This window comes from Desulfosediminicola flagellatus, assembly GCF_005116655.2.
GTDB lineage: Bacteria > Desulfobacterota > Desulfobulbia > Desulfobulbales > Desulfocapsaceae > Desulfopila > Desulfopila flagellata.
The window spans coordinates 3,117,606-3,131,066 of the sequence record NZ_CP050698.1 but is presented as its reverse complement, the minus strand read 5'-3'; the positions used below and the strand labels follow the sequence as shown (position 1 = coordinate 3,131,066).

Genomic DNA, 13,461 nt, shown 5'->3' with positions numbered 1-13,461 from the left:
CCTCTAGTCGTCCAGGCTCAAAACTTTATCAATGTCTAGAATACCAATCAGGTGGGTTTGGGTTTTGTAAACACCGGTAAAAAAATCACCCTGGATGCCACGCATATTAGCAGGTGATGCCTCAAGTTTTTCCATATCGGCTTCAACCACGTCACCTATTTTTTTGACGAGTAAGCCTATAAAGCTTCCGGACGAGTTGACTATAATATTTCTCGGGTCAAGGGTTATGTCTGTCTCGCCTAACCCAAGTTTTTTGCCAAGGTCAATAATGGTTACGATCTGGCCTCTGAGGTTTAAGATGCCTAGCACATACTCAGGTGCTTGAGGTACCTTAGTCATCTTCATGAGTTTATTGATTTCCTGAATCTTGAGGATGTCCATGCCGCAGAGCGCATCGCCAATATAAAACGTTGCTAATTCTACAACCTGTTTCCTGGTTACCTGGGTGGAGTCATTTGTCATAGTAATTCGTCAGGGTAGAGTTTGTGCTGTTAGGGGCTGTGTTGCTGATGCTGCAGAATGGAGAAGTACTACATTCTGCAGCTATCGGGTCAGTGAAGTTGCTTCATATAGTGATGGACAGTAGTCATGAGGCTTTCCTTGTCGAGTTTGATGTGATATTCATCAACTCCCACAGCTTTGCCTTTGGCGATATCTTCTTCTCCCGCAAGTGTGGTAAGGGCGATAACCGGAATGCCGGTAAATCGGGGGTCATTCCTGATTGTTTTGGTAAGTTCAAACCCGTCCATGTTTGGCATCTCAATGTCGGTAATAACCATTGAAATCTGATCAATATTAGCTTGCAGCGATTCCCATGCAATCTGTCCATCTTCGGCTTCAATAACCTCATAACCGGCTTCAGTCATGTAGCTTTTAACCTGATTTCTAAAGAAGTTGGAATCTTCTGCAAGAAGAATAGTAGGAGGATTACTATCTTCATCTTCGCTAAATTCATATGTTTCCATATCTTCAAACCATTCAGGGAGCAACGTCTGGACAAGTTCAAAGATATTCACCAGCATTGTGGTGTGGGTATCAATAATCACCGACCCCATGATACCGGTCTGTTTGAGAGTCACATCATCAATATCAGCTGATATTTCGATAGCATCAATCGGGCCTATTGCTAATAATCCAATGTTTCTCTTAGCAACATTGAAGACTATTACCAGCAAATTTTCGATATCAGCAAGCGGTTGGACCATTGCTACATCATCAACCCGTATAAGCGAGAGACTGCCTCCACGGTATTGCATAACACGCTTGCCACCAAGATCTTCAATATCACTCTGTTTGATCTTTTCGATTCTTTCGACCTGATTAAGCGGAACTGCAAATTGTTCTTCTTCGGAACTTCTGAAAATCAACAGTGCCTGTTTATCTCTATTGAGCTTGTGTGCTTCATCTGCTGCGATTGCAACTTCAGTGGCTCTGTCTGTTCCGTCAAGTGAGGTCAGGTTTGACATTCGGGCAAGATTGGCAACGTCAAGAATCAAGGCTATTCTGCCATCACCCATGATTGTTGCGCCAGCATATCCTTTACACTGCTGAAGGTGACGTCCCAATGGTTTGATGACGATTTCCTCGGAGTCAAGCAGGCGGTCGACAACCAGGCCATATTTCATTGAGCCGGTTGAGACAACGACAATATTTAAAGCACTCGAAGCAGAATATCGTCTGTCCAGAACTGAACGGTTTGGCCCTGATTCCTGCGCTCTTTGGGTAGGTTTTCCATCGTCGTTGAACATCGGCGATTCTTTACCGCGGCGATCGGAGATAAGTTCTCGCCGATCATCTTTGAATTCCTCTTCATGGTCATCCCAGTACGTTCGGTCCAGCCCAATGACATCTGATAGTCGGATGAGTGGGAGAAGGTTGCCACGTAATCGGACGACTTCTGCATCACCAACCCGTTCAACCCTTTCTTTGACCTGATTTGCCGGAATACGTAGTAACTCCTCGAGGTTAACCTGAGGAATTGCATATCGTTCCCCGCCTGTCATAATGATCTGGCATGGGATAATTGCAAGTGTCAGAGGCAACTTAATGGAGATAGTTGTTCCTCGCCCGATTTCAGAAATAATGTCTACATGACCGCCTAGTTGGTCAAGATTGGTCTTGACCACATCCATACCGACACCACGTCCTGACACGTCGGTTACTTCGGCTGCGGTTGAAAAACCAGGAAGGAATATGAGGTTTACCTTCTCCTTGTCGGACATAGCTTTGGTTTGTTCGACAGTGAGTAGGCCTTTATTGACTGCACTTTCAGCAAGTGCCTCGCCGTTAATCCCCCTTCCGTCATCACTTATCTCGATAACGACCTGGCCTGCTTCGTGATAGGCTTTCAGGATAACAAGTCCTCTCTCAGGCTTGCCTGTTTTCTTCCTGTCGGCAGGCATTTCAATACCATGATCAACAGAATTTCGGACAAGGTGGGTAAGCGGATCGTTTATCGATTCAATAATAGTTTTGTCGAGTTCGACATCTTTACCGACAATGGTGAGATCAATTTTTTTGTTGAGCTTTTTGGAAAGATCCCGGACAACACGTGGGAATTTGTTAAAAACATTACCTATTGGCTGCATTCGGGTAAGCATTATAGCTTCCTGCAGCTCGGAGGTGATGAGATCGATCCGCTGGCCTACTGTTTCAGCGTTGCGAATATCATCTGAGCCGATGGTTTGTAGTAACTGGTTGCGGCTTAAGACGAGTTCGCCAGCAAGAGTCATGAGTGAATCCAGCAGGCTAACATTGACACGTATCGAAGTTTCAGGCTTTGTTGTTGCTTTTTTTGCGGCTTGAGGGCTCGCTTCTGCGGTAACAGCTGCCATGGCTATAGTCGCTTCGGAGGTGATAGGTTCAGGGTCCGGCATATAGGATGGCTCTTCAATGGGGTGAGGTTCCGGATCATAATAGGGTTCCGGTTGAGAAAGTTCTTCGACTTCGGGAAGAGCTTCTGGTTCTTCTTCTATCGATTCTATATCTGCAAAGTCTTCTTCTAGAAGAGGCTCCGGCTGATCAGGTTCAGGAAGATCTGATTCTGCCTGATCCGGAACAGGTGGTTCCTTAGCCGTTTCAGCAGGTGGCGATAATGTAGCAAACGTGCCATCCGCAATAGCATTAAGAGGATCGACATGAGACGTGATGTCAACATCGTTACTGTTCTGAACATCTTCAATCATTCGTTGAAGCTGATCTGATGCAAGTAAGAGTACGTTGATTATCTCAGGATTGGGGACGAGCTTTTTACTCCGAATCATTCCCAGAACATTTTCTGATGCATGCGAAAGTTCCTGGATGGCGGTAAGGCCCATAAAGCCGGCACCGCCTTTAATTGAGTGCGCAGCCCTGAAAACTTTATTGACCAGATCTTCATCAATGTTTGCGCCGGTCTCTTCTATGGCTAGAAGGTCGGTTTCTATGTCTGCGAGATGTTCTAGAGATTCTTCTATAAATCCCTGCAGTATTTCATCATCTTCAAATTGCATAAAGGAACTCCCTACAATCAACAATATTAGTGGCAAGCAACTTAATTAATTAATACATACGGATTACTGAATGTACAGGGCTTTTATGAGAAAATAGCAAGGTGATACTACAAATGCAGGGGGAAGTAGGGCATTACCACAGGATAGGTAATGCCCTGATTTGATGAATGTATTTAGGCGCTTTTTTGAATGTCTACGACGGTTATTTCATAGGTTAGGTTGTGACCAGCAAGAGGATGGTTGTAATCTACAACTACAGAGTTGTCTTTAACCTCAATAACAGTTGCCGGAACCTGATGATCCTGTCCTTCTCTATTCACCTTAAGTGAGAGAATCATTCCAGGTTTAGGTTTGATTTTTTCTATGAATTCTTTATTGCCGATTGTTTGAAGAAGGTCTTTCTGACGAGGACCATATCCCTCATCAGGGGATACCTTAACGTTTTGCTGTTGCCCAGGCTTGAGGCCAATAAGTGCATTTTCGACGGTCGGAGGTAACTCGCTTTCTCCAATAATGACCTTGAAAGGTTTATCTTCTGTTGCCTGGATAAATACTGCGCCGTTATCGAGCTTACCGACAAAGGCAAGGCTGACAATATCTTTTGGTTCTACAACGTTCATTGATGTGTAACTCCTTTTGCGAACTATATTCTTTTAGACATCCTAACCTGATGTCCGAATTCACGGCAGATTTCTATCTGAGTAGCGTGGAATAATACATGTGTTGATGGGTGTTCTGCAAGGAATAAGCAATAAAATGAAAAAACCTGTTCAAATGCTTGACAATGACAGGCAATCCACGTAATGTGCAAGGTTCCCTTGTCTAATGGTTGTATGGTCACTGTAACGATTTATACATATGCTGGCAATCATACAATAGACGCAATCCCATGCACGGAAGTTGTGCATAGTTGTCTGAAAAAGCAGGAAAATGCTGTTCCTACCTGTGAGTACTCACGTAGAATTTGCTAAAGGACGAGTAACGATATGTTGAATTTTGAAAAAACTGCTGATGGTCTGTTACCGGCAATCGTGCAGGATCACGCAACCGGTGATGTGCTCATGCTCGCTTATATTAATGAGCTGGCATGGCAAAAAACCCTCGAAACCGGAAAAGCTCATTATTGGAGTCGATCCAGGAATTCCTTATGGCTTAAAGGGGAATCCTCCGGCCATGTGCAGATGATTCACGATATCCATGTGGATTGTGATGCTGACACCGTGATTTATCATGTTGAACAAATCGGTGGTGCAGCGTGCCATACAGGTCATCGTTCCTGTTTTTACAGAAGAGTTGCAGGAAGCGAACTTATTGTTGAAGGGGAGAAGGTTTTCAACCCCGAAGACGTATACGGTAAGAAATAATCGTAGTAACTAATGAGCAGCACCCCCATCTGGCTATGATTGGGGCAGCTTGCGCGTATACGGTAGAAATAATCGTTAAAGAATACAGTTCCGCAAGGGATGGAGATAGTTATGTCAGAATTGAAGCTTGGCCTTCCAAAGGGAAGTCTTGAAAAGGCCACTATAGAACTTTTTGAAAAAGCGGGTTGGATGATTAAACCTGCCGCGAGAAATTATTTTCCTAAAATTGACGATCCGGAGCTTACATGCTCTATCTGTCGTCCGCAGGAAATGTCACGCTATGTTGAAAGCGGAATGCTTGATGCCGGTATTACCGGTAAAGACTGGACTCTTGAGAATGAATCAGAAACAGTTCTGGTTGGCGATCTTGTCTACTCCAAGGTAAGCAGAAAGCCAACGCGCTGGGTTATCGCAGTGGCTGGCGATTCTGATATTAAAACCCTTGAAGACCTTGAAGGTAAAAAAGTTTCCACTGAGCTTGTAAATGTTACCCGACGCTTTTTCGAAGAGAAGGGCATTAATGTTGATATCGAGTTTAGCTGGGGTGCTACTGAGGCTAAAGTTGTTGCCGGTCTTGTTGACGCTGTTGTTGAGGTTACTGAGACTGAAAGTACCATCAGGGCACACGGCTTGCGCATTATTCACGAGCTGATGGAGTCTAACACCCAATTTCTCGCGAACAAAGACGCATGGAATGATCCATGGAAACGTGAGAAGATTGAAAGTATGTTCATCTTGCTTCAGGGTGCATTGAAAGCTGATCGTATTGTTGGTCTTAAAATGAATATCGCAGAAGAAAAGCTCGACGATATTGTACAATTATTACCTAGCCTTAATGCTCCAACTATCGCTAATCTTTACAATCAGAAATGGTTCTCCGTAGAGACTGTTGTCAGTGAAGATGTGGTAAGAGATCTCATCCCTAAGCTTATAAAGAAAGGCGCTGAAGGGATTATTGAATATGCGCTTAACAAAGTAATATAGTACAATTACGGAATTGGCCCGCCAGATCTACTGGCGGGCTGTATTTCTACCTATTGCAGAAAAACACCAGACATTTGCGGTTGCAGTAAAAGGAAAACAATGAATTTTCATGATGTAGAATTTGTACTTAGTGTACATAGTGATAAGCAACTGCCGCTTGAAGAATTGCCGGAAATCGCTTTCGCTGGTCGATCAAATGTCGGTAAATCCAGCCTGATGAATAAATTGATCGGGCGTAAAGATATGGTGAAAGTCAGTTCACGACCAGGAAAAACTCAAGGCCTGAACTACTTTCTTGTTGATGGAATTATGCATCTCGTCGATCTTCCTGGTTATGGATTTGCCAGAGTGTCAAAAGATATGCAAAATGCCTGGCAGGGGCTGATTACGCGATATCTTGAGAATAGAAAAAGTCTCAAATGCGTGGTGGTTATTCTGGACATCCGGCATGCACCAAAAGCGCAGGATACACAGTTGATGACATGGTTAAGCCAAAAAAACATCCCTTATCTGCCTGTGTACACCAAAATTGACAAAATCTCTGGTAATGAGCGCACCAAAAATGCAAAATTGCTTGATGCAGGTCACGGACTAACACCTAAAACAAGAATTCTTTTCTCTGCAAAAACCGGCCAGGGCAGGGATGAATTGATTTCTGCGTTAAAGACCTTTCTGTAAATGGTTTAATATCTTTGAAGGAAATGTGATCACAGACTGTAATACTGTAAATACTGTAGTCTGCACCTTGTCCAATATATGAGAATCATAGCAGTAACGCTATTGTGATTCTCATACTCGTCAAAACACGGCTGTAATCCTCCATTGCCCGTAGCTTCTTCCTGCATTTCATACCTGCAAAATTTCTAGTTTGATATAGTTCTGATAGAAAAAAGCCCTCAAAAAATATCATTAAGCTGGTATTATAACATCTAAAGAAAACACAATAAATTGTAATGGGTTTATTCGTGTGTCTGCCAGGTGCACGGATAGGGCTTGAATTAGATATATATTTATAAAAAGGTGGGTCATGCAGGAGTTGTCAAAGTCTCAGAAAGCACGAAGTGCCATAAGGGCATTCAAAACCATCGCTGATGCCCTTACTTTGCAGGGGGTATATGCGCCTTCGGGCAAGGCGGGAGAAAAGCTTGCTGAATCGTTAAAAATGTTGAGCCCGGAGATATATGGGTCAATGTCAGATCCACGAATTGTCGAATTGAAGGGGTTGGAGTACGTAATCGATCGTATGCCTCGTGGCATTGAGCAGTGCACAAAGCTTATATTAACAGCTCAGGAAGATTTTAATGATACTGCCTTTAAGATGATTCTTCCGCTCAAAAGGCGGCGTGAGTCCTATTCGGTATCTAAGCGTGAGATGTGTTTTGTTATAACCCGTGGGCTCAGTGAAATCTACGATATCCTGACGCACATTACCTTTCTCAATATCGAAGCCCATAAGATATTCCACCAGGCCTGTAACCGTATAGACGGGACAACTTCAGAATGGAAAGAGTTGGAACGTATTGTTCTGGAGGATAAAAAACTTGACGGCGGGGAACTTGATCAGGCAATTTGGAATTTGTCTATCCTTCTTGGTCGCACCTACAAGGAAACACGGGAGACGTTTGAGTATCTTCAGCAAAACCTTGAAGAGCATCAAAGTAATAGTGGATTATTCAAAATCGTTTACACAATAGGTAAACGCGTTCTTGATGAGCAGAGCCCTGATAACGGTCGGGAGGAGTTGACCGTGTATTTCACTCCCTCGCTCCGAGAGATGATTGGTCAGCATAAATATGCGACTCTCTGGGCTCAGTCCCTTAAGGAGAAACTCTATGAACTCGGCTATCAAACCAGGCCATGTCATGTGATCAGTGCCAATCTCCATTCCATACGAAATATTCTTTACGGCCCGGGGATGTTGAAATCTGAGGGGGTAGAGGTACCTGCTGATATGTATGGTATGGTGCCGTTGATACGGGAACGTGAAGAAAAAATTATGGCGTATGCAGTAAACCATGGTTTTGTTGTCCATGAAGATCGGTCCGGTTCCAACATTGATGTTCATATTATAGATACGGCACAGATTGATGAGGGAGACATCCATTCGAGTCTGAATGTGAATCCTGATTTTATTAAAGAACAGAAGCCTGTGCTTGTGGTTATGGATTATGCTTTTGGCACCCAGGCATTTGAAGTGATGGATGAACTGTTATGCCCCTGTTATTTTCCTGACAAGGTGGTTTCGTTTCAGATCGAATCAATCTCGGTAATGGGAAAAGCAGGAATATTGCCAGGTAAGAAAGGCGATATCATGCTGGCAACCGCTCACGTGATGGAGGGGACGCCACATAATTACATTGTGAAGAATGATCTTAGGGTAACTGATTTTGACGATAGTGTGGACGTCTATAGTGGACCAATGGTGACTGTGCTTGGCACTTCCCTCCAGAATAGGGATGTGCTTGAGCGCTTCCATACCTCAAGCTGGAATGCAATCGGGCTTGAAATGGAAGGAGGACATTATCAGCGCGCAATCAATGCAGCAATTATTCAGGGCCATATTACAGCAGGTCTTAAAACCCGATATGCCTACTATGCATCAGACAACCCGCTCATTAGTGGGCAGACCCTGGCGTCCGGCCCGATGGGCGAAGAGGGCATTATACCAACTTACCTTATCTCAAAAGTGATTCTGCAGAAGATTCTTAATTATGAAGATGAGTAGGCTGCAAAGAATGAAAAGAAAACTCGCCAGTGTAAGTCCATGGATTCTTGCAGCAGCCTGTACCTTGCTTGCAGTGATTATAGGTGTTTTTGCGGTAAGCAATTATAGTCGTGAGAAAAAACTCATGACGGACGCTCTGGTCCAGAAAGGACTTGCTGTTGTCAGGTATCTGGAGACCGGGGTTATGGTCTCCATGCGTGCAAACTGGCAACGTCCTGGAGAAGCTATGTACAGCTGGGTTGATCATGTCCAGAATGTGATTGACCAGATACATAATCAACCTGATATCCATTTTGTAGAGCTGATAGATGGTAATGGAGTGGTGCTGGCGGGGACCAATCCTGAAAGAATTGGAAAACGTATAGATTCAGAAAGCTTACATTTTCTTAAAAGAACAGTTGGAGCTGAACCTGCATTTAGAATCTATACTGTGAATGGCAGTAGTCATCAGGCATTTCAGGTTACACGACAATATACTCCACGCATCAGGGGGCCAATGTTCAGATCAAACCAACATGGCAAATCGATGGACATGATGTTTAGAGGACACTCTGGTTCTGAGCAAATGCAGACAGAGTTGGCTAAGATGGATAGAGAGCAATTATCGTTGCTGGTTGAACTGGATCTTGATCAATTCAATAGTGCGGTTCAGCGAAAATTGCTCGAAATTGTCATCCTGTCAATAATACTTCTGCTCGTAGGGGTTGGTGGATGGCTGTCTTTGCTCACTCTTCAGGGATTGCGAGGTTCACAAACCAGATTACAACAAATTAGTGCTTTTAATGATATTGTCGTTGAATCGTTACCTGTAGGGCTTATCGCGACCGATTCAGATGGAAATATCCGGATGGTAAATGCTTCTGCTGAGAAAATTGCAGGACTTACAGCAGAGCAAATGATTACAAAGCATCCGGCAAGCGTACTGCCGGGTGAAGTTGCCGAACTCTTTAATTCGAGTAGACATACGGACTCAATACACATCAACAAGGAGATAGTTCTGCGCACTGATGAAAACTCCAGGCGTTCTTTGCTTTTGACAGTTTTATCCGTTGCCGACTCCGAGAAGAGTTTTATCGGTGACGTTCTGCTTATTCAGGATATCAGTGAACTCAGACAACTAGAGACCGATCTTAGACGAAATGAACGACTTGCGGCGTTAGGAAAGATGGCTGCAGGGGTGGCCCATGAATTACGAAATCCCTTGAGTTCCATCAAGGGGCTGGCCGTTTTGCTTAAAAGCAAAACCGTGGGAGATGCCGAGGGTCAACGAACTGCAGATGTACTTGTACAGGAAGTCGAACGACTAAATCGCAGCATTAGTGAACTGCTTGATTATACTAGACCAGAAAAACTGCAGATAGAAAGCGTTGATCTCAGTACCGTGCTCAAGCAGGCAGCAACGCTTGTGGGCGTCGATGCAGAGTCTTTGGCAATCACAATTACTACATCTTTTGTCGAGAATCCAATTTTGGTAAACGTCGATGAAGACAAGATGAAACAGGTGTTTTTGAATTTGCTTCTCAATAGCGTTCAGGCAATGCCGGACGGGGGAGTTTTAGCCATTAGTACAGAGATTTCCTCGAATCGGCTGGTATGTACTATTGCAGATAGTGGAGTAGGAATAGCTGAAACTAACCTCTCGCGTGTTTTTGACCCGTATTTCACTACTAAAAGTGATGGGACGGGTTTGGGCTTAGCGCTATCTGCAAAGATTATTGAAGAGCATGGTGGTACCATCTCAATCGACAGTACAGAGGGTGAGGGAACTGTCGTGAAAGTTGCATTGCCTGTCGTATAATTATTTGGCAGATGAATTGTTGCCTGTTTAACCTGTGCTGTTGGCGATTTGCCTCTCAGTGGATGTGCCCAATTGTAAAGATGGGGCTTTTGAAACAAGGACTGCTGAGAGGAATGCAAAGAAATGTCCCTGATGCGTATCATATAAGAACGAATTTATAAAACAGCCTGCAGCCATAGCTACAACTACTCCTTGCAACAGGTGCCTGTTGTTTTTAGTCAGGCTGTTTGCGACGGCAATTAGAGCGAGTAGAAGAGACAAAAACATCACTAATCCCACGTATCCAAATTGCACGCTTATGAATAGGTATTCGTTATGCGGATTATCTGTGGGCATAGTTTTCTTATTTGCAATGAGTCGTTTTTGCAATTGAGTAAACGAGCCGGCCCCATGACCGAAAATTGGCGCTTCCTGTATGAGTTCGACGGAATTTTGCCACCAGTCAAAACGCATTCCCAGTGAAGATCTTGATTTTCCAGGTTGATAATTCTGAATTTCTGACAACGCGAGTTGTGTTCGTGAAGAGAGGTTGTCTGAATAGATAAATGCAGCAGAGAGAAGTGCAACTGCAATTACAACGGCAGCAACGATTTTTTTAAATGAAAGTCGTTGAATCACAGAGAATAAAATTAGAAGGAGGAATATAAGCATTCCGGTTCTTCCTGTATTTACATGGAAAATGTTAACTATGACACCAAGAAGAACTATAAACCAGAAATAACGATATTTGCTGTTTTCGAGTAACCTTTGAAATGCCCAGAAGCCGAGTGCTGCCATGAAAAAGCTGTGGGTTATGTGATACATTATGGAATAGCCGTACTTTTGGGGCGGGATTATTGAGAAATATATCCCGTAAGAGATGACCATTAAAATGATGCTTCCTGTAAGAAAGCTATTTTCTGCCATACGTGAATAGCGCTGATTGTTGCTTAGAAGTGTTATTATTGCTGGGATAAACAGGAGCTCTCGGTATTTAAGCAGGGTATCGACAGCTAATGAAACAGGGGCTGATGTATATCCAATGCTTATGGCCATGTAGATAAACAGAGTAATACACACCAGAACAGTCGGTGATTTCGCAACAAGGGTCGGCAGTTTGAGTATCCCGCCGGAAATGAGCCAGAACAGCATGGTCAGTAAAGAAAACAATCCCATCAACGAGGTTGAAAGCGGGATGAACAGACAGGTTAAAACAACAGATATCTGACCAGCAGTGGTTGCATAATGCTGAAAGCTTTGTGTTCGCGTCATAAGCACTTACATATCTATTCTGAAGTCTTCGCCTGAGGTGTGATGCACACACCGTATCAGGCGGAGGATATTAATGGGTAAACATCAGTTTCAGGTGTACTGCATATTGTACAGCATCTCGTATTCACCATGGAGTTTAAGCAGTTCATCATGCGTGCCCTGCTCAACAATATTACCATCTTTTATAACTATGATCTTGTGACAGTTAATAATAGTCGAAAGTCTATGGGCGATGACGAAGGTGGTTTTGTTCTTCATCAGGTTTTCCAGAGCCTTTTGTACTTCACGTTCAGATTCAGTATCAAGAGCAGAGGTGGCCTCATCCAGAATGAGGATGGGGGCATTCTTCAATATTGCCCGTGCTATGGAGATTCGCTGACGTTCACCGCCTGAAAGACGGGCCCCACCTTCTCCGATGATCGAATCAAACCCATGTGGGAGTTTTTCGACGAAATCAAGAGCGTAGGCTGCTTTTGCTGCGGCTCTGATCTGTTCTTCAGTGGCCTCCAGATCGCCGTAAGCGATATTATTGCGAATGCTATCGTTAAACAATATCGTCTGCTGGGTCACCATTGCAATCTGACTTCTGAGAGAGGCCAGAGTGACATCCCTGATGTCAATTCCATCAATACGAATAGATCCCGTGTTGATATCAAGAAATCGCGGGATAAGGTTTGTCAGGGTTGTCTTGCCGCCGCCGCTGGAACCCACTATAGCCAGTGCCTGTCCTGCAGGGATTTTCAGGTTGAGATCTTTGATTACGGTGGTATCGTCTTCGTACGTGAAGTTGACGTTCTGAAACTCGATAGTTTGTTTAAATGGCTTGAGTGTAGTTGCGCCTTTCTTGTCTGTGATCTTGGGTTCTATATCAAGAATTGCAAATATTCTGGTTGCAGCTGCAATTCCCTGCTGGATTGCTGAATTGATGTGACTGACATTTTTTACTGGTTCGTATGCCGCAATAAGTGCTACGACAAAGGCGAAAAATGTACCTGCAGTTGCGGTCCCGTGAATTACCTCTTTTCCCCCCACCCAGAAAATAGCAGCAAAAGCAACTCCGCCTATAAGTTCCATTAACGGATGCTGCATAGAACGATATTTTGCATTTTTAATCGTGACCGAGAAAAGGGATGCGATCTGGTTTGAAAAACGTTTGTTTTCATAATCTTCACGACAAAAAGCTTTTACTATGCGATTACCGGTAATCGACTCATAAAGTCGATCGGAGACCTTGGCAACCTCTTCCTGTGTAGAGGTACTCAATCTTCTGAAAATACGACCAAATTTAACTATAGGGATAGCGGCGACAGGGAGAATTATAAAAACGGACATCGCAAGTTTCCAGTCCTGGTAAAAGACAAATCCAAGTAAAAAGACTATTTGGAAAAAGTCTTTTATACAGCCAACCAAAGCTGTTGATACAGCATTCTGCATCAGTGTAATGTCGGAGATGACTCTTGAGATCAGGGTACCTGTGGTATGGTCATGAAAAAAGGACAGCGGTTGCTTATGGATATGGGTAAAAAGACTGGTACGCAGGTCGCGAATTACGGATTGTCCAATTTTTTCAAGAAAGAAGGTATATACATAGTAGCTGACTGCTTTGAATAGAAAAATCCCTATGATAGCGAATGGTATCAGCATCAGCATCTGGAGGTCTTTGTCTATGAATATTTTATCTACGGTAGGCTTGAGTATATACGCCTGTGCTGTTGTGAAGGCCGAATAGGCAATCATCGCAATTATTGAGATAATCAACAGTTTCTTGTATGGGCCGATTACCTTGAAAAGTCGTAAAAGAATTTCTTTATCTTGCATCGTAGATCGTAAAAAAAGTTGATAAGAAGG

The 13,461-nt window shown here is 43.6% G+C and carries 10 protein-coding genes; 5 read left to right on the top strand and 5 right to left on the bottom strand.

Translation table 11 applies throughout. The features are described from left to right. Positions 1 to 3: 3 nt before the first annotated feature. The 3 genes from FCL46_RS13040 to FCL46_RS13030 form a co-directional block, all read right to left on the bottom strand. The gene (locus tag FCL46_RS13040; RefSeq protein ID WP_136810692.1) at positions 4 to 462 is read right to left on the bottom strand and encodes a chemotaxis protein CheW; all 459 of its coding nucleotides are present in this window, start codon (positions 460 to 462) and stop codon (positions 4 to 6) included. Positions 463 to 551: 89 nt separating this feature from the next. After that, a complete protein-coding gene (locus FCL46_RS13035) occupies positions 552 to 3,491 on the bottom strand; it encodes a hybrid sensor histidine kinase/response regulator (protein ID WP_136810693.1) in 2,940 nt (979 codons plus the stop codon). A 173-nt stretch (positions 3,492 to 3,664) separates the two neighbouring features. Then, positions 3,665 to 4,111 (bottom strand): FKBP-type peptidyl-prolyl cis-trans isomerase, encoded by a 447-nt coding sequence (locus FCL46_RS13030; RefSeq protein WP_136810694.1) that lies wholly within the window; start codon positions 4,109 to 4,111, stop codon positions 3,665 to 3,667. Between the two features lie 366 nt (positions 4,112 to 4,477). Here FCL46_RS13030 and hisI point away from each other — a divergent pair, with 366 nt between their 5' ends. The 5 genes from hisI (at position 4,478) to FCL46_RS13005 (ending at position 10,362) form a co-directional block, all read left to right on the top strand. After that, the gene (hisI, locus tag FCL46_RS13025; protein WP_136810695.1) at positions 4,478 to 4,855 is read left to right on the top strand and encodes a phosphoribosyl-AMP cyclohydrolase; all 378 of its coding nucleotides are present in this window, start codon (positions 4,478 to 4,480) and stop codon (positions 4,853 to 4,855) included. Between the two features lie 111 nt (positions 4,856 to 4,966). Continuing rightward, a complete protein-coding gene (gene hisG / locus FCL46_RS13020; RefSeq protein ID WP_136810696.1) occupies positions 4,967 to 5,839 on the top strand; it encodes an ATP phosphoribosyltransferase in 873 nt (290 codons plus the stop codon). 99 nt (positions 5,840 to 5,938) lie between these two features. Continuing rightward, the gene (yihA, locus tag FCL46_RS13015; protein ID WP_136810697.1) at positions 5,939 to 6,517 is read left to right on the top strand and encodes a ribosome biogenesis GTP-binding protein YihA/YsxC; all 579 of its coding nucleotides are present in this window, start codon (positions 5,939 to 5,941) and stop codon (positions 6,515 to 6,517) included. Between the two features lie 349 nt (positions 6,518 to 6,866). Next, entirely contained in the window at positions 6,867 to 8,564 is a 1,698-nt protein-coding gene (locus FCL46_RS13010) for a DUF6909 family protein (RefSeq protein WP_136810698.1), read from the top strand. A gap of 10 nt (positions 8,565 to 8,574) precedes the next feature. Then, positions 8,575 to 10,362, top strand: a complete 1,788-nt coding sequence (locus FCL46_RS13005; RefSeq protein ID WP_167506099.1) for a two-component system sensor histidine kinase NtrB — start codon at positions 8,575 to 8,577, stop codon at positions 10,360 to 10,362. Positions 10,363 to 10,389: 27 nt separating this feature from the next. On the opposite strand, the gene FCL46_RS13000 is transcribed toward FCL46_RS13005, so the two are convergent. Next, complete coding sequence (locus FCL46_RS13000) at positions 10,390 to 11,613, bottom strand: O-antigen ligase family protein (protein WP_136810700.1); 1,224 nt, start codon at positions 11,611 to 11,613, stop codon at positions 10,390 to 10,392. A gap of 90 nt (positions 11,614 to 11,703) precedes the next feature. Continuing rightward, on the bottom strand, positions 11,704 to 13,431 hold the full coding sequence (msbA, locus tag FCL46_RS12995; protein ID WP_136810701.1) for a lipid A export permease/ATP-binding protein MsbA: 1,728 nt from the start codon (positions 13,429 to 13,431) through the stop codon (positions 11,704 to 11,706). Positions 13,432 to 13,461: the final 30 nt, after the last annotated feature.